Here is a 25,497-nt window from a genome sequence, read left to right as displayed (position 1 = left end):
CTTTTTTAGGGGGTACAAGCATGACTTACACAGCCACGGCGCATACCAGCGAACTCGCGCATTCCATTTTGGCCCGACTGGGCGTGACGACCGCTCTCGATTTCCAGCAGGGCATGTCGGTACGCTCGCCTATTGATGGCAGCCAATTGGCCCAACTGCGACCTCACGGCAGCGAGGAGGTCAAAGAGGCCATTGCCCGTGCCCATCAGGCCTGGCAGACCTGGCGTACTGTCCCGGCTCCAGTACGAGGGGAACTGGTCCGCCTGCTGGGTCAGGAGCTGCGGGCCGAAAAACAGGCTTTGGGACAGTTGATTTCTCTGGAGGCCGGAAAAATCACGAGTGAGGGTCTGGGTGAAGTCCAGGAAATGATTGATATCTGCGATTTTGCCGTGGGACTGTCCCGACAGCTCTATGGTTTGACCATTGCTTCTGAACGGCCCGGTCACCGCATGATGGAAACCTGGCATCCCCTGGGCGTGGTCGGTGTGATTACGGCCTTCAATTTTCCGATGGCGGTGTGGGCCTGGAATACCGCTTTGGCGCTGGTGTGCGGGGATGCCGTCGTTTGGAAACCCTCGGAGAAAACACCGTTGTCCGCTTTGGCTTGCCAGGCAGTCTTTGAGCGAGCCATGGCGCGTTTCCAAGACGGGCCCGCGCATCTGAGCCAGGTACTGATCGGTGGGCGCGAGCCGGGTGAGATCCTGGTGGATGATGCTCGGGTGGCGCTGGTGTCGGCCACCGGTAGCACACGCATGGGACGGGAGGTGGGCCCTCGTGTGGCGCGTCGTTTCGGTCGCGTTCTGCTGGAGCTGGGTGGCAATAACGCGGTTATCGTCACGCCTAATGCGGATCTGGATCTGGCGGTGCGAGGCATTGTTTTTGCGGCTGTGGGTACGGCAGGGCAGCGCTGTACCAGTACACGACGTTTGATTGTGCATCGCAGTATCAGTGATCAACTGGTGGAACGCCTCAAACAGGTCTATGGCAGGCTCCGGATCGGTAATCCCTTGCAGGAGGGAACGCTGCTGGGACCGCTGGTCGATCAGGCTGCTTTTGAGGCGATGCAGGCGGCCTTGGAGGCAGCCCGCGCACAGGGCGGGCGGGTTACGGGTGGGGAGCGAGTGTTGCAGGACGAGTTTCCCTCAGCGTATTACGTCAGGCCTGCCATCGTGGAAATGGATAGGCAGACCGACACGGTCCGGCAGGAAACCTTTGCGCCCATTTTGTATGTGCTGCGCTATGAGGAGCTGTCCGAGGCGCTGGCCCTGCAAAACGATGTGCCACAAGGTTTGTCGTCCGCGATTTTCAGTAAGGACTTGCGTGAAACCGAGGCGTTTCTCTCGGCCAGTGGTTCTGACTGTGGTATTGCCAACGTCAATATCGGGACTTCGGGAGCCGAGATTGGTGGTGCCTTTGGCGGTGACAAGGAAACCGGCGGGGGCCGTGAGTCCGGCTCCGATGCCTGGCGCGCCTACATGCGCCGGGCGACCAACACGATCAACTATTCACGGGAACTGCCTTTGGCGCAAGGCGTGAAGTTCGACCTCTGACCCTGTTCGAGTGCTCAGAAAGACGGCCCTGACCGCTGATCGGCAGGGCCTGCGACCCGCACAGGGTGGTGCTCATGGATAAGAGGTGCCCCTGATCGGCCAAGCCTATCGCAAGGGCATCTCAGGCGGGCTCGGCTGGTGCCGCCATGAAATAAAAAAGCGAGGAGACAAGAATGACTATGCCTGATCAGGCAGGTCGGGGCGCGCTCGCGCACGGCCTGAACTCAAGACAGATGTCCATGATTTCGATTGCGGGGATTATCGGCGCTGGACTTTTTATTGGCTCCGCCAATGCCATCGCGAAAACCGGACCCGCGGCGGTATTGTCTTACATATTGACGGGAGCCCTGGTGCTGCTAGTGATGCGCATGCTGGGCGAGATGGCCGTGGCCAACCCGGACAGCGGTTCATTCTCCACCTATGCCGCGCGGGCGATCGGGCCGTGGGCGGGCTTTTCCATTGGCTGGTTGTACTGGTGGTTCTGGGGGTTGATTATTCCGGTCGAGGCCATTGCCGGTGCCGACATCCTGCATCAATGGATGCCGGATATACCCTCGTGGGTGTTTTCGGTTGTCATTATGGTTGCCTTGTCGGCGACCAATCTGTTTAGCGTCAAGAATTTTGGCGAGTTTGAATTCTGGTTCGCCTTGATCAAGGTGTTGGCAATCATTGTGTTTATTGTGGCTTGCCTGTGCGCCCTGACCGGTTTTTGGCCGTGGGTCGAGGGGGGCAAGGTACCCATGGTTCCCGTGTTCAGCAACTTCGCGCCGCAGGGCATGGGGGCGGTGCTGGCAGGTATTTTGATTACGATGTTTTCATTTTTTGGGGCGGAAATTGTGACGATTGCCGCAGCCGAAACGGATAAGCCTCAGGAAAAAATACGTAAGGCGACTAACCTGGTGGTCTACCGAATCTCCTTGTTTTATGTGCTGTCGATTTCCTTGATTGTCTTGATTGTGGGGTATGACGATCCCAGGCTCACGCAGGTGGGTTCATTTCAGCGTACCTTGGAAGTGTTGCAACTGCCCCAGGCCAAATTGCTGGTGGATGTGGTGGTCTTGATCGCCGTGACCTCCTGCATGAATTCCGGCCTGTATACGGCCTCTCGAATGATCTATTCCCTGTCCGTCCGTGGCGACGCTCCGGCTTGTATTGCCCGGGTTTCGCCCAAAGGTGTCCCTTATAACGCGGTGCTTGTCTCGACCTTGGCCGGCTTTGCAGGGTGTTTGGTGAACTACCTCTTGCCCGGCCAGGTATTTTCCTTCTTGCTCTCGACCACCGGGGCCATCGCCTTGCTGGTCTATCTGGTGATTGCAGTGTCCCAGCTATTGTCGCGGCGCGAAGCGGAAAAAAAAGGCATAGACCTGCCCTTCAAGATGTGGCTTTTTCCCTGGCTGACCTATTTGTCCATCATCTTGATCCTGGCGGTGCTGGTGTATATGGCGATGGTGGAGGCCTACCGTTACCAGTTGGCCATGACTTTAGGGGTCAGCGCCTGCATTGTGCTGGCGGCGTTTATCAGGCTTCGACGTGGTGCCCGCCAGGCTGGGCAGATGCGGCAGGGATGGTCCTTGTAACCTCAGGCACGCAATGCGGCAGGCACAGGTCCTGCCGCACAGCGGATGTCATGCAGCCTTTTGAACGAGTCCGGCAGCGACGGTCTGGTTGGTGCTGGGGTCGATCAAGATGAAAGAGCCCGTGCTGGAATGATCCTGATAGTCGTCCAGCACCAGCGGGTCCCGACTGACCAGACTGACGCGGCCAATATCATTCAAGGACAGGGTGTCGGCTGCCTGCTGCTCTTGCAGGCTGTGTACGTCGCGCAAGGCATGTACCGCCTGCACCTTGGCCTGCGTCAGCCGTGTTCCCTGTTTGAGCCAGTAGGAACGGGAGGTGTTGAGAGCCTGCTCGTCCAGCCAACATAGCTGTGCATCAAATCGTTTGCTGGTGCTAACGGGATCGTGGGCCAATGTGAATAAATCGCCGCGCGAAATATCCAGTTCTCGATCCAGCACCACAGTGACGGCGTCTCCGTCGCTGACCCGGATCTGCTCCTGGCCCGCGCGAAAGAGCTGGGTGATAAGTGCGGTTTTGGCGCTGGGCCATACCTGAACGCTATCACCCACCTGCAGGCGGCCACCGCTGAGCTGACCAGCATAGCCCCGAAAGCCATCGGCGCTGCTGCCACCATGACGCGCCACCCATTGCACAAACAAACGGGCAGGGCGCTGAATGTTCTCGCGCAGATCCAGCGATTCGAGCAAAGGCAGCAGGGGCAAGCCTTGATACCAAGGTGTGTGCGGCGATGCCTGGGTGATGTTCTCGCCTTTCAGGGCCGAGAGCGGAATGATATGGAAGTGTTCGATACCCAGCTGCGTGGCCAACTGGCGGTAGGCTTGATGGATGCGCTCGAACACGGCTTGGTCCCAATCGACCAGGTCCATCTTGTTCACCGCCACCACGATATGACGCAGGCCCAGCAGTTTAGCAACGGTGCTGTGGCGCTTGGTCTGGGTCAGTAACTCTCCGTCTTTGGCGCGGTGCGCATCAATCAGGATGATGGCCGCCTGGGCGGTGGAGGCACCCGTAATCATGTTACGGGTGTATTGCTCGTGTCCCGGCGTGTCGGCCACGATGAACTTGCGTTTGGGCGTGGCAAAGTAGCGATAGGCCACATCAATGGTAATACCTTGTTCGCGCTCGGCCTCCAGGCCGTCAGTCAGCAAGGCCAGATCGGGTTCGGCATCGTCGCCGCGCTTGTACTTGGAGCGCTGAATAGCCGCAATCTGGTCGGCAAATACGCCCTGGCTGTCAACCAGCAGACGGCCAATCAGGGTGGATTTGCCGTCGTCCACGGAGCCAGCGGTAATCAGGCGCAGCACGCCCTGATCGGCAGCCTGCAGCCAGGCGTCATTGACGGTGTTCATTAGAAATATCCTTGTTTCTTGCGGTGTTCCATGGAGGCTTCGTAAGTCTGGTCATCCATGCGGGTGGCACCGCGCTCGGTAATGGTGGCCAAGGCGGTTTCAGCAATAATGTCCTGCACGGACGCGGCGGTAGAGAGTACGGGGCAGGTGCAGGAAATATCGCCTACGGTGCGAAAACGCACGTCGCGCCATGCGGAGGTCTCACCCTCCAGCAAGGGAGTCAGCGGGGTGATGGGAACGATCAGGCCCTGGCGCTCCACCACCTCACGGGAGTGGGTGTAGTAGATGGATGGCAGATCAATCGCCTCACGCTGGATGTATTGCCACACATCCAGCTCGGTCCAGTTGGAAATCGGGAAAACGCGCAGGTTCTCGCCTTTGTGGATGCGGGTGTTGAACAGGTGCCACAGCTCGGGGCGTTGCGCTTTGGGGTCCCATTGGCCGAATTCGTCGCGAAAGGACACGATGCGCTCTTTGGCGCGCGCTTTTTCTTCGTCACGGCGGGCACCACCGAAACAGGCATCAAAGCCAAATTCGGCAATGGCTTCCAGCAAGGTGACGGCTTGGGCACCGTTGCGGCTGGCGGTTTCGTTGCGCAGCACCACGGTGCCACGCGCGATGGACTCTTCCACGCTGCGCACAATCAGTTCGGCGTTCAGTTCAGCGGCGCGGCGATCTCGAAATTCGATGACTTCCGGATAGTTGTGGCCGGTGTCCACGTGCAACAAGGGAAACGGCAGTGGGCCGGGCGCAAAGGCTTTCTGGGCCAGTTGCAGCAGAACGGCCGAGTCCTTGCCGCCGGAGAACAGCAGCACGGGTTTTTCAGCTTCAGCTGCGATTTCGCGCAGAATGAAAATGGCTTCGGCTTCCAGCCAGTCCAGGTGAGTACGGGTAGAGAGTGGTTCGCCCATGGGGTTCCTTCAGGTGTTGACACGGGTATTCAGATTGCTGGCGTGCAGGCCGCATTCCAGGCTGTCGCGCTGTTCCCACCACCAGCGCCCGGCGCGCACGTCTTCACCGGGACGAATGGCGCGCGTACAGGGCTCGCAGCCTATGGAGGGGTAGCCCTGGTCGTGCAGTGGGTTGTAAGGGATGCTCAGTCCGCGGATCACGGCCCAGACATCGTCCTGCGTCCATTCGATCAAGGGGTTGAATTTCTGCAGCCCGAAGACGCTGTCGTATTCCTTGCTGGACAGCTCGATGCGGCTGGCGGTCTGTTCGCGACGCTGGCCGGTGATCCAGGCCGATCGGCCTTGCAAGGCACGGCGCAGCGGTTCCACTTTGCGGATCGCGCAGCATTCTTTGCGCAGTTCCACGCTTTCGTAAAAAGCGTGTGTGCCATGCGTGGTGACGTGTTCCTGCACCCGGTCCGGGTCAGGGTGAAAAAACAGGATAGGGCGTTCGTAGTGTTGCTGGATGTCGCGCCCCAACTGCAAGGTCTCTGCGTGCAGACGACCGGTATCCAGGGTGACGGTTTCTAGCTTGGGGGTGTAGATGGACATGGCATGAAACAACACCATGTCTTCCGCGGCCAGGGAACTGGCCAGAACGGCATCAGCATGTTCGTGCGCGATGACTTGCAGATCGTCGCGCAGTTGTTTCCACAGCATCAGGGGCCGGGCGCTCAGGGCAAGCGCGGCAGGGGCTTGGGCGGGCATGATCGACTGTCCTTGTGGCAATACCAGTGCCGGCCCGGCTCAAAACGGAGTCACGTGGGCCGCGCTATTGCCTTACATGGTTCATGGGATGATGAGCCAGTGTGCTTGCGCGAGCCCACGCTGGGAACGAAGTATTAGTTAGGTGAATATGCCCCTGCTGTATTTAGCCGCCTTGTCATGGTATTTTCAGGCGCGGCGGCTGGCGGCAATAATGGCGATGATGACGATGCACGAGAGCCAGGTCAGCAGATCCACACGTTCGCTCAACCATACGGCCGAGATGAGCACAGTCAGAAAAGGCTGGGCCAGTTGCACCTGTCCAATACGAGCGACCCCACCCAGGGCCATGGCCTTGTACCAGGGGAAAAACCCCAGCAAGGATGAAAACAGGGCCAGATAGAGCAGGGCCAGGACAGAGTGGGAAGAAGGCATCTCTGCCATGGGAAAGGCCAGCCACAGGGTGGCAGGAATGGTGAGCGGCAGGCTGGCCGCCAGGCACCAGCAAATAGTGCGCCAGCCACCCAGGGTTCGAGCCACACGGCCACCTTCGGCATAGCCCACGCCAGACATGAAGACGGCCAGGGCCAGCCAGATATCGCCGGTTTGCAGGGCGCCTTCACCAATATAGAAAGCATAGAGTAGAACCAGTACGGCACCCAGCAGGCTCAACATCCAGAAGCGGCGGCTCAAGGGGTCTCCGCTGCGGGCAGAGGCAACAATGGCGGTCGCCAAAGGAATCAGCCCGCTTAACACGGCTCCGTGCGAAGACGGCACTGTCTGCATGGCAATCGAGGAAAACACGGGCCAGCCTACGATCACACCGGTACAGGACAGGGCGATGCCGCGCCATTCCGACGCAGTGGGGCGACGGCTGCGGGTGGCCAGCAAAATGATGGCCGCAAACACCCCGGCGATACTGGCTCGTGCCATTCCGATCAGCCAGGGATCAAAGCTTTGCACTGCCAGCCGCGTCATGGGCAAGGTAAAGGCAAAGACGGTAACGCCGATAAAGGCGTAGAGGTAGGTCAGCAAGGCGGGAGCGGCAGTGGGCATGGGAAGGCTGGTGCTGCGGTTCATGAATATCACCACGGTCAGGAAATAGGTTTATCACAACATTGAGCTTAAAATAAATAGCCAATACAGTGGCAGTACAGTTCGGCGATCGGTAACTAGACTGTACTGTTCAGGCAGGCGTTACAGTCAGCACTCTTTCGAAAGGTCGGCACGATGGAATGGATGGATTGGGAGCCCGTACGCGGTTCGGATGTCACGCTCAGCGATCAACTGGTTGCGTGGGTGCAGCAGGCCTTGCATTTGCGATATCGGGGCGGTAGCCGTCTACCCTCGGTGCGCCGACTGGCGCAGTCCACCGGGGTCAGTCCTCACACCGTGGTGGCGGCCTACGAGAAGTTGATGGCCTTGGGTTTGGTGGAGTCGCGGCCCGGTTCTGGCTTTTTTGTACGGGTGCGCAGTCCACGGCGCTTGCGCTCGGAGTCCTTGCAGGTACAGAAAAAAGAGCCGTGCAAAATCGATGTCAACTGGATGCTCAACAGCTTTATGGGCAATAGCGACAACGCGGGCATTCCGCGCCAGTGGCTCGATAACGACATGATCCTGGCTGCCTTGCGGCAAGTCAGTCGCAGTGCGGGTTCCAGTTTGCTGGGGTATGGCCATTCTCACGGCTACCGGCCCTTGCGGCAGCATATCGCGGGGCAGCTCGAAGACAGTGGCATACCGGCAGACCCCGACACGCAGCTTTTATTGTGCAGTGGTGTGACGCAGGCATTGGACTTGCTATTGCGTCATTGGCTGCGACCTGGCGATGCCGTGGTGGTCGAGGACCCTGCCTGGTATTTGCTCTTTGCCCGTCTGGCAGTCGTGGATGTGCGCGTGCTCAGTGTGCCGCGCCGGGCGGACGGCCCTGATCTGGCTGTACTGGAACAATTGGCGCGCGACCATCGCCCCCGGCTGGTTATTTTGAATACCGTCGTGCACAACCCTACCGGCTTTAGCCTGAGCCCGGCGGTTGCGCACGGTATTTTGACCTTGGCCCAGACCTGGGGTTTTCACATCATTGAGGACGATACCTATAGCGAGTTGCACGCCCACCCCGCGTGCCGTCTGGCTCAGCTCGATCAGCTCAAGCGCGTCACCTTGGTAGGAGGGTATTCCAAGGTCATGGCCGCAGGGTTGCGGGTGGCCTATATGGCGGCCGCCCCCGAGTTGCTGCGGTCGCTGGTGAATCTGAAGATGCTGGCGGGTCTGACCTCGCCCGAATTGAGTGAGCGCGTGATCCACCGGGTGTTGGTAGACGGGCCCTATCGTAAACATCTGGACCGGCTGCGTCGTTATGCCGACGCTGACCGGCAGCGCACGCTTGAACAATTGGCTCAGTTGGGCCTGACACCGGATGCTCCCGCGCAGGCGGGCATGTTTGTCTGGGTGAATACAGGGGTGGATACGGAAAGCCTGGTGCGCGCGTTGGGGCGCCCCGGTCACTTGCTCGTTCCCGGGGCCTTGTTTTCTCCGCAGCAGCAACCATCTACTTATATGCGCATCAACGTCTCCTTGGGCGACGATGCCCCTTTTTGGAGCGATTTTGCCAGCTGTTTGGCCACGGCAAGGCGGATCGCGACGAGCGTGCCGAACGCAGAAGCCTTATAGCTTGAGTGCTGATAGTTGCACTGTCATCTGTCTCTGTTAGCATAAGTCTGTGCGCTGCATAGAAAGAAATTTTTATGCGACGTGCGATAGCTAATAGCAATGAGCGTTATTGCATTAATTAATTTTACTAATTGACAGGGGCTTCCTATAATGGCTTTACTGTCAATGATTAATCACTCACCGGAGCAAATATGTCTTTGATCAACACCGTCATCAAACCTTTTAAAGCAACCGCTTTTCACAACGGCAAATTTATCGAAGTCAGCAACGAAACCGTTGCCGGTAAGTGGGCTGTTTTTGTTTTCTACCCAGCCGACTTTACCTTTGTTTGCCCAACCGAACTGGAAGATCTGGCCGATCATTACGCCGAATTCCAAAAAATGGGCGTAGAGGTCTACTCCGTGTCCACCGACACCCACTTTGCTCACAAAGCATGGCACGACACCTCCGAAGCCATCGGCAAAGTGAACTACCCCATGATTGGTGACCCCACTCATCAACTGTCGCGCAACTTTGGCGTGCTAATTGAGGAAGAAGGTATTGCTCTGCGTGGCACGTTCGTGGTGAACCCAGAAGGCGAAATCAAGGTTCTGGAAATCCACGACAACGGTATCGGCCGTGTGGCTTCCGAGCTGCTGCGCAAAGTGAAGGCTGCTCAGTACATCGCCGCTCACCCCGGTGAAGTTTGCCCAGCCAAGTGGGAAGAAGGCGCCAAGACGCTGACTCCTTCCCTGGACCTGGTTGGCAAGATCTAAGACTGTTTAAACACGAGTCTTGAGTGGTGGTCGGCGCGCTGCGCCGCCACCCCGGTGCCTGACCGGTTCAGGCACCCTATGTTGTTTCGTTCAGTACAGGATAAAGGGCGTATCACATGTTAGATGCAAACATCAAAACTCAATTGAAGGCATACCTCGAGAAGATCACGCAACCGATCGAGATCGTTGCGTCGCTGGATACTGGCGCCAAGTCCGTCGAGCTGCGCGAACTGTTGCAAGAAATTGATGGTCTGTCCGACAAGACCAGCTATCGTGAAGATGCGGATGCGCAAGAGCGCAAGCCTTCCTTCCAGATCAACCGTCCCGGTACCGATATTAGCGTTAGCTTTGCGGGTATTCCGATGGGACACGAATTTACCTCTTTGATCCTGGCCCTGCTGCAAGTCGGTGGTCACGAGATCAAACTGGATGCCGCTGTGATTGAGCAGATCCGTAATCTGCCCGGCGACTTTGTGTTTGAAACCTATTTCTCGCTGTCGTGCCAGAACTGTCCTGACGTGGTTCAGGCTCTGAACGCCATGTCCGTGATCAACCCACGTATCAAGCACGTGGCAATTGATGGCGCCCTGTTCCAGGACGAAGTCCAACAGCGCAACATCATGTCGGTTCCGGCCGTGTTCCTGAATGGTGAAATGTTCCACCAGGGTCGTGCCAGTGCCGAGGAATTGCTGGCCAAGCTGGATACGGGTGATAACTCGGCTCGTGCCGAAGCCTTGAATGCCAAGGACGAATTTGATGTGCTGATTGTGGGTGGTGGACCCGCCGGTGCAGCCGCTGCCGTGTATGCCGCTCGCAAGGGAATCCGCACGGGTGTGCTGGCCGAGCGTTTTGGCGGTCAGGTGCTCGATACCATGTCGATCGAGAACTACATCTCGGTTGTCGAAACCAATGGCCCTGCATTTGCGACCGCGCTGGAGCAACACGTTAAAACGTACGACGTGGACATCATGAATCTGCACCGTGCCCAGGGCATTCGTCGTGAAGGCAAGCAGATTGTGGTGGATGTCGATGGCGGCGCTCAACTCAAGGCCAAGTCTGTCATTTTGGCGACAGGTGCGCGCTGGCGTGAACTGAACGTGCCTGGTGAACAGGATTACCGTAACCGTGGCGTGGCGTACTGCCCGCACTGTGATGGTCCTTTGTTCAAGGGCAAGGATGTGGCAGTGGTGGGCGGCGGTAATTCCGGCGTTGAAGCTGCGATTGACCTGGCCGGTCTGGTCAAGCATGTCACCCTGATCGAGTTTGGCGATGCCTTGCGCGCTGACCAGGTCTTGCAGAACAAGTTGCGCAGCCTGCCTAACGTAACCATCATCATGCAGGCTCAGACTACGGAAGTGCTGGGTGATGGCACCAAGGTGGTCGGTTTGAACTACCTGGATCGTGCGACTCAGCAAGCCAAGAGCCTGAAGCTGGATGGCGTGTTTGTTCAGATTGGCCTGGTGCCCAACACGGAATGGCTCAAAGGTAGCGATGTGGCCTTGTCGCGCCACGGCGAGATCGAGGTCGATGTACGCGGTGCCACGTCATTGGCGGGCGTATTTGCCGCCGGGGACGTGACAACAGTGCCGTACAAACAGATCGTGATTGCTGCCGGTGAGGGTGCCAAAGCGGCTTTGAGCGCTTTTGATTACCTGATCCGCAGTTCGGCCGAGCTTGAAGCGCCAGTGGTAGAAAACGCAACGGCTTAAGTCTTTCTGATTATTGGACTGGCTGGTGCAAGAGGGTCGCCCTGTTTGGGGCGGCCCTTTTTTTATGCAGTTCTTTTGGCAACGCCTGCTCTTGGGTAGGCGCTTTGCATCGCTATGGCTTGTATTGGCGTGGACATGTGCAAAGCGGGTCGAATGAGAGGCGATTGTGCCCCTCTTGCAAAGCCTGCCTGAAAGTCCAGGCTGGCCCTGTGTGAGGCGGTAAGGTTTCTCAGCATGCAAGCCCAGGGACGTGTGTGGGAACGCTCGTCAGATGGTTTGCTGCGGGAGCACGGGTCGGCCCGAATGATGTGGAGTCTCGGATAGCGATTTGAGACGAACGGGCAGCTTGCCATTGGTTTATTTTTGCTATGATGCTTTTCTGTCACAGGACATAATCGAGGTTTGCTTGGTTCCCTTCTGAGGCCTTGACTCGGGGAGTGGGCCTGAGCCCTGATCCCTGGGACGTGGTGTTCCGGCTTAAGGCTTAGCGGGTCAGGCCGGTACGACGGCGAGTTTTCCCATGCATCGAGACTCTTACACATAAAGGACGTTCAATGATCAAGGTCACACTCTTTCATGATGGCTGTAATATTTGCTTGGATATTAATACGCTGCTGAGCCAGATCTTTTCCACGCCTGCCCATCACTATCAGGCGTTCAATCTCTCGGAGCAGAAGGAGTGTGTTGCGGATGCACTTGCTGCTGGTGTCACCCGGCTGCCGTCCTTATTGATCGATGGTCGGGTGTTGAGACTGGACGATCATTCACCCATTGAGCACTATGTGAAATAGAGTCGATTGACGCTGACGGTAAGCGTCTGCGCAAGGCTGCGCTTACCCGGTCTGCTAAGGGCATGAGTCTTTCCAAACCCTGCGTAAGCGCCGGCTCCGCCCCGTGGCTTGCTGAGACTGGCTGTCTGGTACGGAGCGGAGCATTCACGCTCAACGTCGTCTGTGTTGCGACCCGGGTACACCGTCGATGACGAGCAGACAGGTAAAGCGCTGTCTCGGCAATCGAGGAGGGGGGCGATCCCCCTTTCTAATGATTAATCACACTCCAGCTCCGGCCAGTTTCCACCCAGCACATCGCTGCAAACTTGCAGCCAGGCCCTGGCCGCCTGCGACAGATAGCGCCCATTCCAGAGCAGAGCCACTTCCCAGTTCAGTCCAGGCTCCACCACCTCTTTGGCAAGCCAATCGCCCGGTTCCAGCCGGGACAGGAATGGCTGGGGTAACAAGGCCACTCCCATGCCCGCTTGCGCCATGGACGCGACCCAATCCCATTGATTGCTCTGCGCAGCGATATTGATTTGCAAGCCCGCGTGGGCAAAGGTGCGCCGCAGCATGCGGGTCAGGGCGTAGTCTTCGCCCAGAAAAATCAAAGGATGCTTTTCCAGCTCCCGCAGTTTGATGGTTTTTTGTCCAGCGGGCAGCGTGTCTTTATGGCCAATCGCCCAGACCGCATGCTTGGCCACCGGTGTGGCCGACACATTTAACTCGGGCCCCAGGGGCAAAATGCTCAACCCCATTTCGACCGTGCCCGCGGCAACCATGCGCTCAATTCCCATGCCGGTCTCTTCGTGCAAAATAAGCTCGATGCGTGGGTGCCGATTCTTGAACGTCTTGAGCACTTCTGTAAACAGCACATTAATCATGGGCGGAATGCCCAGATCCAGACGGCCACGCTGCAAAGCCTGCACTTCGTGCACCTCTCGCAGCAGTCCCTGCATGCTCTGCAATACCTCCTGCCCGCGCTCCAGCACCACTTTGCCGCAATCGGTCAGCTGCAGGTGCCGGTGATCGCGGATCAGCAAGGGTTCCCCCAGCTCATCTTCCAGTTGTCTCACCATCTTGCTGATGGTTGACTGCGTCACGTTCAGGCTCTGCGCTGCCTGTGTAAAGCTTTGATGTTTAACGGTTTCAATGAAGTATCTTAAGGACCGGATGTCCATGTTCAATGTCCTTTTTTCTATGAATTTTACGACTTTTGTGCAGTTATTTTATTCATTATGGCGATGCTATGCTGGCTTTGTTCAAAAAACATAAACGCCTGTTGTCAGGGCGATTTCGGCTTTTTATTTCCGGCTCTTACCGCCACCACTTTTAAAGCGTGATGTCGTTCTGTTGCGTGAAGATCTCGCCTGGCGCTTTCGGCCCCGGCCCCTTCCGAAAGCAACAGCAGGTAGATCAATGACACAGAGACAGGAGCACACGATGTTCAAGGATCGCATTCGTTTCCCCGGGTTGGAAGGCAAAGTCATGACCGCTCAGGAGGCCGTCGCCTTCTTCAAGGACGGGATGAATGTCGGGATGAGCGGCTTTACCCGTGCCGGGGACTGTAAGGTCATGCCTCGAGCTTTGGCCGAGCGCGCCCGCACCGAGCCATTAAAACTGAATGTGGTAACCGGCGCCTCGCTGGGGAATGATAGCGACGGTTTGATGGCGCAAGCAGGTGTGCTCGCCCGTCGTTCGCCGTTTCAAGTAGATTCAGTGTTGCGCCGTCATATCAATGAAGGCAAGGTCCTGTTTACGGATCAGCACTTGTCCTTGACCGTCGAGCACATGCGTTCGGGCAATCTGCCTGCGATTGATATCGCGGTGATTGAGGCCGTCGCCATTACCGAGACTGGCGCGATTGTGCCCACCACTTCGGTTGGCAACTCGGCCAGTTTCGCTCAGCAGGCCAGTCAGATCATTGTCGAGCTGAACCTGAGCATGCCGGTGGAAATGGAAGGTCTGCACGATATTTATGTACCCCAGGCCCGCCCCCATCGTCAGCCTATTGAATTGACCGATGTTGACCAACGCATTGGCACCACCGCGATTGAGGTTGATCCTGCCCGTATCGTGGGTATCGTAGTGACCGACGCTTTGGACAGTCCCTCCAGCGTGCTGCCCCCTGACCAGGAAACCCAGGCCATCGCCGGCCACATTATCGAATTTCTGAAAGCAGAGGTCGATGCGGGTCGTATGAGTCATTCCCTGCTGCCTTTGCAGGTCGGTATCGGGACGATTGCCAACGCCGTGACCTATGGTTTGCTGGATTCGCCTTTCACGGACATGCAGATGTACTCGGAGGTGCTGCAAGACAGCGCAATTGCCATGCTGGATTCGGGCCAGTTGAGCTTTGCCTCTGCCTCTTCCTTGACCTTGTCGGCTCCCAAGATGGCCCAGTTTCTGGAGGGGTTGGAAAACTATCGCGACAAGCTGGTCTTGCGTCCACAGGAAATCAGCAATCACCCAGAGCTGGTTCGCCGCCTGGGTATTATCGCGATCAACACGGCCCTGGAGTTTGATATCTACGGCAATGTGAACTCCACCCACGTTTGCGGCACGCACATGATGAATGGCATTGGCGGCTCCGGTGACTTTGCCCGTAATGCGCATTTGTCCATTTTTGTCAGCAAGTCCGTGGCCAAAGACGGCGCCATCTCCAGTGTCGTGCCCATGGTCTCGCATGTAGACCATTGCGAGCATGACGTGGCGGTATTGGTGTCTGAATGGGGCCTGGCGGATTTGCGCGGTTTGGCGCCTCGGGAGCGGGCCCGCGTCATCATCGAAAAATGTGCTCACCCAGACTATCGTCCTGCTTTGCTGGATTATCTTGAACGCGCCAGTCAGCGTGGCGGCCATACGCCCCATATCCTGGAAGAAGCGTTGTCCTGGCATGTTCGTTTTCAGCAAGAGGGCACCATGAAACAGGAGCAGTTCCACACGCAGGAGCTCCTTGCCGTGTAGTCCATCAGGTCGGGTAATGCGTGGCCGAGTCAGTCCGGCGACGCAGACCTTACAAGCTGACCTGATCGCCCCTGGCATTCCACCCGTGCCAGGGGCATTTTTTTAGCGCTAAAATTGCAGATTGTGCTGCGTTTAGCGAGGCTGGCGTGCTTGAGCAAATCGGTGTAGTCAATTTCTGGGCGTTTGTTGTGGGCACGGTGGTCATCGTGCTTTTGCCTGGCCCCAATTCTTTGTACGTGTTGGCCAGTGGCGCCGGTCACGGTGTGCGCGAAGGCTATAAAGCGGCCTTGGGCGTGGTGGTGGGCGATGGTATTTTAATGACGCTGACCGCCTTGGGCGCTGCCTCGCTGCTCAAGACACTGCCGATGTTGTATACGGGCATACGGTGGCTCGGTGCCGCTTATTTGCTGTATCTGGGTTTGCGGCTCTTGCAGTCGGCCTTTCGGCAAGGGGGGGCAGTGCAGTCCGTGGACACGCGCCTGCGTCACGAAACCCGTTTCCGCAAAGCCTTGCTGCTGAGCTTGTTAAACCCCAAGGCCATCCTGTTTTTCCTGTCCTTTTTTGTGCAGTTTGTGGACCCCTCCAAAGGTCACACGGGCTTGGCCTTTATGGTGCTGGGCCTGGTGGTGGAGATCATCAGCATTTGCTATTTGTCTTTGCTGATTTTTGGCGGTGACCGCCTGGCAGGAATGTTTCGACGTCATCAGCGTTTGTCCCGCATGGGCAATGGCTCGGTGGGGCTCCTGTTCATGGGCTTTGCCGCCCGCATGATCGGCGACTGAACCGGACGTCTCAGAGCGCAGCCGTTCTGACAGCACTTATTTATCAGATTTAAGGAAAACACCATGAGTAGCAAAATCCGTGTCGGTATTGCAGGTTACGGCAATTTGGGGCGAGGCGTAGAGCTGTCCCTGGCACAAAACCCGGACATGGAGCTGGTCGGCGTTTTTACCCGTCGCGATCCCGCTTCCCTGCAACTGCAAAGTGCCGGTGTGCCCGTACGCGCCCTGGACCAGATTGAGCACTACCGTAATGATATTGACGTGCTGATTCTCTGTGGTGGCTCTAAAAATGATCTGCCCGAGCAAGGCCCGGCTCTGGCGCGCTGGTTCACGACGGTGGACAGCTTTGATACCCATGCCCGTGTTCCTGAGTATTACGCGGCGGTGGATGCAGCAGCGCAAGGCGCTGGCACGACGGCCTTGATTGCCGTGGGTTGGGACCCCGGCCTGTTTTCCCTGAACCGCCTGTATGGGGAATGTGTGCTTCCAGTGGGGCAGACCTACACCTTCTGGGGCAAGGGTCTGAGCCAGGGACACTCGGATGCCATCCGTCGGGTGGCCGGGGTCGCCGGGGGCGTGCAATATACCTTGCCCGTCGAAGCAGCGGTCCAGCGCGTGCGTAATGGCGAACAGCCGGAGCTGAGCACCCGTGAAAAGCACAAGCGCCAGTGTTTTGTCGTGCTGGAGCAGGGTGCGGATGCCGATGCTGTGCGAGAAGCCATTGTGACCATGCCCGACTATTTCGCTGACTATGACACCGAAGTGAATTTCATCGACGCCCAGACCCTGGCGCGAGATCATGCCGCCATGCCTCACGGTGGCTTTGTCATTCGCAGTGGTCAGTCTGCGGCGGGCTCGCAGCAAGTGGTGGAATACGGATTGAAGCTGGGCAGCAACCCGGAATTCACGTCCAGCGTTCTGGTGGCCTACGCTCGTGCCGCCTACCGCATGAACAAGAATGGTCAGATCGGTGCTCAGACTGTGCTGGATGTGCCGCCTGGGCTGCTCTCGCCCAAGTCACCCGCGCAGTTGCGCAAAGAGCTGCTGTAAATTCAGTGACATCGTCGCAACCCGGTTCTGCCAGGCAGAACCGGACCCCGATTCCGGTTTGATTCCGCCTGAATGATTCGGTGCGCCAATAAAGGGTAAAATAGCGCCCACTTCTTACTAATGTTGGGTGTTTCCATGCGCTTACTGATCGCACTCCTGTTGCCCTGGTTGGGTTTTTTCACGATTGGCCGGCCTGTGGCGGGCATTATTTGCCTGATCTTGCAGTTGACCCTGATTGGATGGATTCCCGCCGCGATTTGGGCGGTATATGCACTTAGCCAATACAAGACCGACAAGAAAATCGAACAAGCCCTGGGCAAGCGTTAAACCCCGGCTTTTTCTTCTCTTTCTCTACGTCTGAGCGGGCCCTGACGTGCTTGCTCAGACGTTTTATCTTTTTTTGCTGATACAGCCATGACCCTCTCGTCTCCCGTGGGCCATTCTCCTGAGTCCGGTGAGCAAATGGTGTCCGTAGACCCCCAGGCGGTACCACGCCTGGAGCTTCGCCAGATCACCAAGGCCTACCCGGCCGTGGTCGCCAATGACCATGTCTCCCTGTCTATCCTGCCGGGGCAGATTCACGCTGTGTTGGGGGAAAATGGCGCCGGCAAGTCCACCCTGATGAAAATCATTTATGGGGTGGTCAAGCCCGATCAGGGCGAGATTCTGTGGGACGGCCAAGCGGTTCAGATCAGCAGCCCGGCAGCGGCACGGCAACTGGGTATTGGGATGGTGTTTCAGCATTTTTCGCTGTTTGACACCCTGACCGTTACGGAAAACATTGCCCTGGGTCTGCCCGCTTCCACCAATATGAAGGAGCTGGCGGGGCGCATCCGCGAGACCGCCAGTCAATACGGGCTGGACCTGGACCCGCAGCGTCACATTCATACCTTGTCGGTAGGCGAATGTCAGCGGGTAGAGATCGTGCGTGCTTTGCTGGGCAAGCCCAAGCTGCTGATTCTGGATGAGCCCACCTCGGTGCTCACGCCCCAAGCGGTGCGCCGCCTGTTTGGCACGTTGCGTCAGCTGGCTGCCGAAGGCTGCAGCATTGTTTATATCAGTCATAAGCTCGATGAGATCCGTGAGCTGTGCAATGCCTGTACGGTCATGCGCATGGGCAAGGTCACGGGCTACTGCGATCCGCGCCAGGAGACCACGGCCAGTTTGTCGCGCCTGATGATTGGCGCCGAACCCCAGTCCTTGGGCGAGCGCCGTGCACGGCAGGGGGGCACGCTTTTGCAGGTCCGTCACTTGCAGCTGAGCAAATCGCACCCCTTTGCCTGCGAGTTGCAGGATGTCAGCTTTGATCTGCACCAGGGCGAAATCCTGGGTGTGGCCGGGATTTCGGGCAATGGACAGCAGGAGTTGCTGGCCGCCTTGTCGGGTGAGGATACCCGGGCACAGGCTGACATGATCTTGCTGGATGGTCAGCCTATTGCCCAGCGTGACGCGGCCTGGCGCCGTGACCAGGGCATGGGCTTTGTGCCTGAGGAGCGCCTGGGGCGGGGCGCGGTGCCGGAATTGTCGCTGGCACAAAACCTGCTGCTGTCCCATCAGAATCAAGAGACGGTCAAACGCGGTTTTTTGCGCTTTTCCAGCATTCGTCGTCTGGCGGGTGGGATTATCAAGCGCTTCCGAGTCAAAACCTCTAATGAGCAGGCCGCAGCCAACAGTCTGTCTGGGGGGAATCTGCAAAAGTACATTATCGGCCGTGAAGTGACCCGTCAGCCCCGGATTCTGGTGATTGCCCAGCCGACCTGGGGCGTGGACGTTGGGGCGGCTGCCCAGATTCATGCTGAACTGCTGGCCCTGCGCGATGCCGGCTGTGCCTTGCTGGTGATCTCTGAAGAACTGGATGAATTGTTTGCGATCGCCGATCGTCTGATTGTTATCTCCAAAGGTCGTATGTCTCCCTCTATTCCCGTGGCGCAAGCCAGTGTTGATCAGATCGGGCAATGGATGAGCGGTTTGTGGACGGAGGACAAGCATGTTCAGGCTTGAGACTCGCGCCACGCCCTCAACCTTGATGGCCTGGTGTTCCCCCTTGCTGGCCGTGTTGCTGACCATGGTGGTCGCCGGAACCTTGTTCTGGTCCCTGGGTAAAAATCCCCTGGCGGGCTTGAATGTCTTTTTTCTGGAACCCTTGCGTGACCTGAATGGCTGGGCCGAGGTGGGCGTCAAGCTGATTCCCCTGCTGCTGATCTCGGTCGGTCTGGCTATTTGTTTCCGGGCCAACATCTTCAATATTGGGGCGGAAGGGCAGTTGGTGATGGGAGCCTTGGCCGCCGGGGCGTTCATACTGCATGTGGACGATGGCGACAACGGTGGTTTTTTCCTGATTGGCGTGGCGCTGGCCTGCGGCATGATGGGCGGCATGGCCTGGGCTGCGATCGTGGCCTTTCTGAAAGACCGTTTCAATGCCAACGAGATTCTGGTTTCCCTGATGTTGGTTTATGTGGCTCAGCACCTGCTCAGCTATCTGGTGCACGGTGCCTTGCGCGATCCTGAGGGTTTCGGTTTTCCGCAGTCCAGTCTGTTTTCTGACGGGTTTCTCTTGCCCGCTGTCTTGCCGGCGACTCGCTTGCATACCGGTATTGTTCTGGCCTTGATCGCCTCGGTGGCAGCCTGGCTGTTCCTGACGCGCAGCATGGCTGGTTTTCGTTTGCGGGTGGGGGGCATGGCCCCGCTGGCAGCTCGTTATGCCGGTTTTTCATCCCGCAGGGCGCTGTGGAGCTCTCTGCTCATTTCGGGCGCACTGGCCGGACTGGCCGGCGCAGCAGAGGTGATGGGCCCGGTCGGGCAGCTTACGCCCTCTATTTCTCCCGGCTATGGTTTTGCAGCCATTATCGTGGCCTTTGTGGGACGACTGCACCCGCTGGGGCTGATCTTCTCTTCCTTTGTGATGTCCTTGCTGTATATCGGTGGGGAATTGGCCCAAAGCCGGTTGGGCTTGCCCAATGCGATCACCGGCATTTTTCAGGGCATCCTCTTGTTTTCCTTGTTGGCTTGTGACGTGTTCATCACCAAGCGTTTGGTCTGGAGAAAGTAATGGACGCGATTGCCCCTTTGCTGGCCGCAACCATCAACGCCGGAACCCCTTTGCTGTTGGCAGCCCTGGGTTTGCTGATCAATGAAAAATCGGGCGTGATTAATCTAGGTTCGGAAGGCATGATGCTGATGGCGGCCATTGTAGGCTTTGCCGTGGCCGTGCAAACCGGCAGCCCTGCTCTGGGCTTTGTGCTGGGCGCACTTGTTGGCATGGTGATGGCGGCGGCCTTTGCCTGGCTGACGGTGTGGCTGGGTGCGAACCAGGTCGCGTGTGGCCTGGCCCTGTCCTTGTTCGGGGTCGGGGCCTCGGCTTATATCGGCCTGCCTTTTACCGGTAACTCCCTGGTTGTGACCAAGTTGTCCATTCCCGTGCTGAAAGATATTCCCCTGATCGGCCCCGCCTTCTTCCAGCAGCATTACATGGTCTATGTGTCCTGGGTGCTGTGCATTGCCGTGGCCTGGTTCCTGACTCGTACCCGTTCCGGTCTGGTACTGCGTGCGGTGGGTGAATCGCCCGCCTCGGCGCACTCGCTGGGCTACAACGTGCGCTACATTCGTCTGGGCGCCTTGATGTTTGGCGGTGCCTGCTGCGGTCTGGCCGGTGCCTTCATCTGTCTGGTCTATACACCCATGTGGGTCGAGAATATGGTCGCTGGGCGTGGCTGGATCGCGTTGGCGCTGACCACGTTTGCCACCTGGCGTCCCTGGCGCGTGATGCTGGGCGCTTACTTGTTTGGTGGGGTCACGATCCTGACCTATCATGCGCAGGCTCTGGGTGTTCCGGTAGCCTCGCAATTGCTGGCGATGATGCCGTATCTGGCCACGATTATTGTGCTGGTATTAATTTCTCGAAACGCTAACTGGATCAGGTTGAATATGCCTGCATCGCTTGGCAAAAACTTCAATCCCAACAACTAGAGGACTGACATGACTGGAAACTTTATGCGCAAGGCTCTTTTGGCCGCTGCCATCGCTTCCCCCCTGGCCGCCTTGCCTGTGTCCGCTCAGGCAAACGATCAAGAACCCCTGAAAATCGGTTTTGTATATGTCAGCCCTATCGGTGAAGCCGGTTGGACCTGGCAGCAGGATATTGGCCGTCGCCAAATGGAAGAGGCCCTGAAAGGCCGCGTGGTCACTCAGTATGTGGAAAACGTGCCGGAAGGCGCCGACGCTGAGCGTGTGATTCGCGATCTGGCCCAGCAAGGCAACAAGCTGATCTTCACAACCTCGTTTGGCTACATGAACCAGACGCAGAAAGTGGCCAAGCAGTTTCCGGATGTGAAATTCGTTCACTCCACTGGCTACAAGACAGCTCCTAACGTGGCAACCACCAATGCCCGTTTTTACGAGTCCCGTTACCTGGCTGGCGTGCTGGCTGGCAAGATGACCAAATCCAATGTGGTCGGTTACGTGGGTGCTCACCCCATTCCCGAAGTGCTGCAGGGTATTAATGCTTTCGCCATCGGCTTGAAGAGCGTGAATCCGGAAGCACAGGTGCGCGTGGTATGGGCCAATAGCTGGTACGACCCAGGTAAAGAACGCGACGCAGCAGTCACTTTGCTGGGGCAGGGCGCGGACGTGGTGACGCACCACACCGACTCCACGGCAACCGTACAAGCGGCCGAGGAAGCCGGCAAGTATGCGATTGCCTACCACTCTGATATGAGCAAGTTCGGTCCTAAAGCCCAACTGGCTGCGGTCACTCACCACTGGGGCGACTACTTTACGCGCAAAGCCACGGAAGTGCTGGATGGTAAATGGCAGAATGACAGCACCTGGGGTGGCCTGAAGTCCGGCATGGCCGCTTTGGAAGGCTTTGGTCCCGAAGTGCCCGCTGACGTGAAAGAGTTCGTTCTGGCCAAGCAGGCCGAGATCGAGGCAGGCACGCTGCAGCCTTTTGCTGCTCCTATCAAGGACAACGACGGCAAAGTGCGTCTGGAATCCGGTTTCCTGGATGACGATGCGTTGAACCGCATGGATTACTACGTGGAAGGCGTGGCCAGCAAACTGCCCAAGCAGTAATTCGCATCGCCGACTGTAACGTCACGACAGCCCCTTGGCGGATTTTCCGCCAAGGGGCTTTGTTTATGGATACCGCTAGGGGCGGCCGTGTCGGCATTTGCTCACGTTGTGGCCAGGCATGCTGGGGTTGTGGCGTGGCTATGGGCCTTGTTTCCAATGAGCTAGATAGGGTGTGACGATCTCAAGGCTAGGCTGATTGTGCAGGGCGCTTGCGTCCCAGACGTCGTGAAGCCCGCATCCAGCGCAGTGTCATCAGTATTGCCACAACAGACAGGCCGGTGACCAGTCCGATCCAGATGCCCACGCCGCCCATATTGAATTGAAAGGCCAGCAAAGAGCCTGTAGGAACACCCAGAACCCAATAGCCCAGCAAGGCCAGCACCATGGGTATGCGCGTATCATGCAGACCGCGTAGCATCCCCGCCGCAACGGCTTGGGCTCCATCACTGATCTGGAACAGCGCTGCCAGTGCCAGAAAAGTGATAGCTAGCTGAATAACAGCCTGGTTCTCGGCCACATCCAGATCCAGGAACAGGCCAATCAGGGTCAGGGGGGCGAACCAGAACACCAAGGCCGCCAGACCCATAAAACCCACCCCCAGGATGTAGGAAATCCAGCCAGCACGACGGGCGCCCAAGGGGTCGACCCGGCCGGCGGCCAGTCCTACACGTATGGTGGCCACCTGGCTAAAGCCCAAAGGAATCATGTAGGACACGGAGCAGATCTGCATGGCAATCGCATGGGCGGCCAGATCGGATTGACCCAGCACCCCCATCATCATGACGGCCGCGTAAAAGACCAGGGTTTCCAGCGTGAAGGTAATGGCGATAGGGATGCCCAGTGACCACATTTTCCACAGCCGTTTCGCGCTCCATTGCCAGGCCTCATTGAATAGGTAGTAGCGTCGAAAGCGCGGGTCACGCAACACGATCCAGCTCAATGCCGCGAACATGAAGATGCTCGATGCGGTCGTGGCCAGTCCGGCCCCGGCCAGCCCCATGGCCGGCAGGCCCAGATTGCCAAATACCAGCAGCCAGCCCAGCAGGGCATTGATGCCAATCGCGATAATCGCTACCGCCAGGGTCCATCCTGGTTTTTCCATGGCCGCCAAAAAAGAGCGCAGCACGATGTATCCCAGATAAGGCAGCAGGGCCCATTGCAAGGTGTGCATATAGGATACGGCGCGTGCCGCCACGACAGGGTCCTGGCCCATCATCACCAGGATGTGCTCGGCGTTCCACAGCACCATCCAGGCGGGCAGGGTGATGAGCAGGGCCGTCAAAAAGCCGTGACGAATGATCTGTTGCGACTCTCGGACATCACGCAGCCGCCGCCCCAGCGTGGTTGCCAGCATGGGAACCACGGCGGATACCAGTCCCATGCTGAAAATCATGAAGGCTTGATACAGACTGGCCGACAAGGAGCCGGCAGCCAGCTCATCGGGGCCCAGTCGGCCCATGTAGATCAGGTTGGTGGCCAACAGACTGACCTGAGCCAGATTGGTCAGAATCAATGGCCCGCCCAGACGCAGGGACGATTGCAACTCCGCCAGCCAGAGCTGGCTCGGGCCGGGGGTGTGGGTTGGTGCAAGCATGGTTTATTGGATGCGCGGCAAAGACCAGGTGCTGATCACTTGGGCTACTGCCGGGCCACCGTTGGCCGGCTCCAGCAGCACATCGCCCGCACAGGTGCGGCCTGTCTTATGAATTCGGGCATGAGCCAGAATGTCGCCCGGTGGGGCCTTGCGCAGGAAGTTGATGGTCAGGCTGGAGGTAACGGCATCTGGATTGCCGGTCGCGCCCACCACAGCGGCATACAAAGCCAGGTCCGCCAGCCCCATCAGCATGGGGCCTGCCACCATGCCTCCCATGCGTTGGTGGGCGTTGCGCTCAGGCAAACGCAAACAGGCATTGTCATGACCAATATGCACCACATCAATTCCCAGAACGGCGGCAAAAGGATGGAGACGCTCTAGAAGATCACGAAACTGGACAATATCGATTTTAGGCTCGGGTGCAGAATGTGTGCGGGTCATGACGTTGTCACTGAAAAGAGGGCCGTTGTAAGAAAGGCATACTGGCTGGTACTGTATCAGATCGTCCTGCGTATGGGGGTAGTTCGACACCTGTGCCAATAGAGCAGGGCCAATTCCAAACAATCACAAAGAATCGAGGAGCATCATGAAACGCAGCATTGTTGTTCTGGCCTTGGGTTTGCTGGCATCGACCGGCACGGTGATGGCGCAAGGGCACGACGGGCACGGTCATGGCAAGCCTGAGCCGGTACGCGCTTTAAGCACTCAGGTACATGCCAGCCAATGTTGGGTGCGCCTGCTGCCCAAGCCCACCCCTTCGGCCGCTTATCTGGAGTTGGAGAACAAGGGTGAGCAGTCCGTCGCCGTGACAGGAGCCAGCTCATTGTCCTTTGGGCATGTGATGCTGCATCAAACTAGCGAGAACCAGGGCATGGCGCGCATGTCTCATGTCTCCGAGGTGCAGATCCCGGCGGGCGGCACAGTGAGCCTGAAGCCGGGGGCTTTCCATGTGATGCTGGGTCAGGCCAAAGAGGATTTGGCCTTGGGCGAGCACATCATCTTGAGTTTGCATTTGTCGGACGATACTCAGGTTCAGGCCGAGTGCGAGTTGCGTCCTGCCAAGACACAGGAGTATTGAGCGCATTGAACGTTTGGCTGGAGACAGGGAGCTGGTCGCGGCATGCGGCCAGTTTTCCATTGGGCTTCAGGCCTGCAGCGCATCCAGCACCGCTTGGTTGAAGGCTTTGGGATTAGCCAGATTCATGCCGTGTGCGGCCAGCGGGATGCGGTGCATCTGGTCTTCGCGTCGGTGCTGACGAATGATGTCCATGCAATGGTGGTAGCGCGTGGGGCTATTTTCGCCCGTGATGAAGCTCAGGGGCGCATCCAGCTGCTTGAGCCATTCCAGATCCGGACCTTGATGGGGCTCTTGCTGCTGATCCAGCATGGTGTGGGCGTTGTCCTGAATCATCTCGCGGAACCAGCGCGTCATTTGCTTCCAGGTCCCTGAGCCATTAACCGTATCCACAAACAGAGCCATGGCGCCATCACGGTCGCCCTGTTCCAGGCGTTTGGCCACTTGCTGGAACAAGGGAGCGTACGAATACGCACCAGGAGTCGGAAAGCCGGGGTCGGCCAAGGTCAGGCTGGCCACTTGCTCGGGCATCCTTTGAGCCAGCAGCAGGGCTACATGCCCCCCGCGAGAGTGCCCCACGATATGCACTTTCTCATCAGGAATATGCTGATCCAGCAGGGCCTGCAGGTCCTGGGCGTGTCGCGCCGTGCTGAAGTTGCCGGGGCTGGGCACACCCGGCCAATAAGAGCGCAGACTGGGAGCCAGAACCCGGCGCTGAGCGGCAAAAGCGGGAATCTGCCAGCGCCAGTAGCGCCAATCGCACAGGGAACCGTGAATGAGCAAAACGGGCGCACCCTGGCCCTGATCGACGAAAGTGTGGCGATAGCCTTGGACGGTCAGTTCAAGCGTGGAGAAATCGGCAAAAGGGTCTGTCATGGCAAGCAATCGTTAGCAGGCAGGGCTAATGCCTGAAAAAAACAGACCGG

General features: G+C 57.9%; 23 protein-coding genes. 15 read left to right on the top strand and 8 right to left on the bottom strand.

The features are described from left to right. The first annotated feature begins 20 nt into the window (after window positions 1-20). Entirely contained in the window at window positions 21-1,550 is a 1,530-nt protein-coding gene (locus RSQ48_RS13665; RefSeq protein WP_415301893.1) for an aldehyde dehydrogenase family protein, read from the top strand. Window positions 1,551-1,723: 173 nt separating this feature from the next. After that, window positions 1,724-3,127, top strand: coding sequence for an amino acid permease (locus tag RSQ48_RS13660; RefSeq protein WP_415301892.1), 1,404 nt, complete (start codon window positions 1,724-1,726; stop codon window positions 3,125-3,127). A gap of 48 nt (window positions 3,128-3,175) precedes the next feature. Here RSQ48_RS13660 and RSQ48_RS13655 read toward each other — a convergent pair whose 3' ends face one another. The 4 genes from RSQ48_RS13655 to RSQ48_RS13640 form a co-directional block, all read right to left on the bottom strand. After that, window positions 3,176-4,477 (bottom strand): GTP-binding protein, encoded by a 1,302-nt coding sequence (locus tag RSQ48_RS13655; RefSeq protein WP_059318308.1) that lies wholly within the window; start codon window positions 4,475-4,477, stop codon window positions 3,176-3,178. Then, window positions 4,477-5,388, bottom strand: coding sequence for a sulfate adenylyltransferase subunit CysD (cysD, locus tag RSQ48_RS13650; RefSeq protein ID WP_415301891.1), 912 nt, complete (start codon window positions 5,386-5,388; stop codon window positions 4,477-4,479). Before cysD ends, RSQ48_RS13655 begins: the two co-directional genes overlap by 1 nt. 9 nt (window positions 5,389-5,397) lie before the next feature. Beyond that, on the bottom strand, window positions 5,398-6,135 hold the full coding sequence (locus RSQ48_RS13645) for a phosphoadenylyl-sulfate reductase (RefSeq protein ID WP_415301890.1): 738 nt from the start codon (window positions 6,133-6,135) through the stop codon (window positions 5,398-5,400). A 186-nt stretch (window positions 6,136-6,321) separates the two neighbouring features. Continuing rightward, window positions 6,322-7,212, bottom strand: coding sequence for a DMT family transporter (locus RSQ48_RS13640; RefSeq protein WP_003802320.1), 891 nt, complete (start codon window positions 7,210-7,212; stop codon window positions 6,322-6,324). A gap of 150 nt (window positions 7,213-7,362) precedes the next feature. Between RSQ48_RS13640 and RSQ48_RS13635 the strand changes: the two genes are divergently transcribed. The 4 genes from RSQ48_RS13635 to RSQ48_RS13620 all read left to right on the top strand — a co-directional run bounded on the left by RSQ48_RS13635 (window position 7,363) and on the right by RSQ48_RS13620 (window position 12,054). Beyond that, window positions 7,363-8,799: a PLP-dependent aminotransferase family protein gene (locus tag RSQ48_RS13635; protein ID WP_415301889.1), complete on the top strand. Its 1,437-nt coding sequence runs from the start codon at window positions 7,363-7,365 to the stop codon at window positions 8,797-8,799. A gap of 191 nt (window positions 8,800-8,990) precedes the next feature. After that, window positions 8,991-9,554 (top strand): alkyl hydroperoxide reductase subunit C, encoded by a 564-nt coding sequence (gene ahpC / locus RSQ48_RS13630; protein WP_003802317.1) that lies wholly within the window; start codon window positions 8,991-8,993, stop codon window positions 9,552-9,554. A gap of 116 nt (window positions 9,555-9,670) precedes the next feature. Next, a complete protein-coding gene (ahpF, locus tag RSQ48_RS13625) occupies window positions 9,671-11,263 on the top strand; it encodes an alkyl hydroperoxide reductase subunit F (RefSeq protein ID WP_003802315.1) in 1,593 nt (530 codons plus the stop codon). 554 nt (window positions 11,264-11,817) lie between these two features. After that, window positions 11,818-12,054 (top strand): hypothetical protein, encoded by a 237-nt coding sequence (locus RSQ48_RS13620; RefSeq protein ID WP_003802313.1) that lies wholly within the window; start codon window positions 11,818-11,820, stop codon window positions 12,052-12,054. A gap of 254 nt (window positions 12,055-12,308) precedes the next feature. On the opposite strand, the gene RSQ48_RS13615 is transcribed toward RSQ48_RS13620, so the two are convergent. Beyond that, complete coding sequence (locus RSQ48_RS13615) at window positions 12,309-13,214, bottom strand: LysR family transcriptional regulator (protein ID WP_003802311.1); 906 nt, start codon at window positions 13,212-13,214, stop codon at window positions 12,309-12,311. Between the two features lie 262 nt (window positions 13,215-13,476). Between RSQ48_RS13615 and RSQ48_RS13610 the strand changes: the two genes are divergently transcribed. The 8 genes from RSQ48_RS13610 (at window position 13,477) to RSQ48_RS13575 (ending at window position 21,902) form a co-directional block, all read left to right on the top strand. Further along, a complete protein-coding gene (locus tag RSQ48_RS13610; RefSeq protein ID WP_003802309.1) occupies window positions 13,477-15,000 on the top strand; it encodes an acetyl-CoA hydrolase/transferase family protein in 1,524 nt (507 codons plus the stop codon). A 146-nt stretch (window positions 15,001-15,146) separates the two neighbouring features. Then, entirely contained in the window at window positions 15,147-15,782 is a 636-nt protein-coding gene (leuE, locus tag RSQ48_RS13605; RefSeq protein WP_240209503.1) for a leucine efflux protein LeuE, read from the top strand. Window positions 15,783-15,845: 63 nt separating this feature from the next. Next, the gene (locus tag RSQ48_RS13600; protein ID WP_003802306.1) at window positions 15,846-16,832 is read left to right on the top strand and encodes a diaminopimelate dehydrogenase; all 987 of its coding nucleotides are present in this window, start codon (window positions 15,846-15,848) and stop codon (window positions 16,830-16,832) included. 135 nt (window positions 16,833-16,967) lie between these two features. After that, on the top strand, window positions 16,968-17,159 hold the full coding sequence (locus RSQ48_RS13595; protein ID WP_003802304.1) for a YqaE/Pmp3 family membrane protein: 192 nt from the start codon (window positions 16,968-16,970) through the stop codon (window positions 17,157-17,159). Between the two features lie 135 nt (window positions 17,160-17,294). After that, complete coding sequence (locus RSQ48_RS13590; protein ID WP_240209524.1) at window positions 17,295-18,833, top strand: ABC transporter ATP-binding protein; 1,539 nt, start codon at window positions 17,295-17,297, stop codon at window positions 18,831-18,833. Next, a complete protein-coding gene (locus tag RSQ48_RS13585) occupies window positions 18,820-19,881 on the top strand; it encodes an ABC transporter permease (protein ID WP_059318314.1) in 1,062 nt (353 codons plus the stop codon). The genes RSQ48_RS13590 and RSQ48_RS13585 overlap by 14 nt, the downstream gene beginning before the upstream one ends. Then, entirely contained in the window at window positions 19,881-20,798 is a 918-nt protein-coding gene (locus RSQ48_RS13580) for an ABC transporter permease (RefSeq protein ID WP_003802298.1), read from the top strand. Before RSQ48_RS13585 ends, RSQ48_RS13580 begins: the two co-directional genes overlap by 1 nt. Before the next feature lie 24 nt (window positions 20,799-20,822). Beyond that, the gene (locus RSQ48_RS13575; protein WP_003802296.1) at window positions 20,823-21,902 is read left to right on the top strand and encodes a BMP family ABC transporter substrate-binding protein; all 1,080 of its coding nucleotides are present in this window, start codon (window positions 20,823-20,825) and stop codon (window positions 21,900-21,902) included. A gap of 187 nt (window positions 21,903-22,089) precedes the next feature. Here RSQ48_RS13575 and RSQ48_RS13570 read toward each other — a convergent pair whose 3' ends face one another. Beyond that, complete coding sequence (locus tag RSQ48_RS13570) at window positions 22,090-23,496, bottom strand: MATE family efflux transporter (RefSeq protein WP_415301888.1); 1,407 nt, start codon at window positions 23,494-23,496, stop codon at window positions 22,090-22,092. Window positions 23,497-23,499: 3 nt separating this feature from the next. Next, window positions 23,500-23,937: a PaaI family thioesterase gene (locus RSQ48_RS13565; protein WP_230406195.1), complete on the bottom strand. Its 438-nt coding sequence runs from the start codon at window positions 23,935-23,937 to the stop codon at window positions 23,500-23,502. A gap of 145 nt (window positions 23,938-24,082) precedes the next feature. On the opposite strand from RSQ48_RS13565, the gene RSQ48_RS13560 reads away from it, so the two are divergent. Continuing rightward, a complete protein-coding gene (locus RSQ48_RS13560) occupies window positions 24,083-24,574 on the top strand; it encodes a copper chaperone PCu(A)C (RefSeq protein ID WP_415301887.1) in 492 nt (163 codons plus the stop codon). A gap of 66 nt (window positions 24,575-24,640) precedes the next feature. On the opposite strand, the gene RSQ48_RS13555 is transcribed toward RSQ48_RS13560, so the two are convergent. Then, on the bottom strand, window positions 24,641-25,447 hold the full coding sequence (locus RSQ48_RS13555) for an alpha/beta fold hydrolase (RefSeq protein WP_240209498.1): 807 nt from the start codon (window positions 25,445-25,447) through the stop codon (window positions 24,641-24,643). Window positions 25,448-25,497 lie beyond the last annotated feature (50 nt).

This window comes from Alcaligenes sp. SJTW-7 (genome assembly GCF_047716895.1).
Classification (GTDB): domain Bacteria; phylum Pseudomonadota; class Gammaproteobacteria; order Burkholderiales; family Burkholderiaceae_B; genus Alcaligenes; species Alcaligenes ammonioxydans.
The sequence above is the reverse complement of the archived record's forward strand: the minus strand, read 5'-3'. Positions and strand labels throughout refer to the sequence as shown.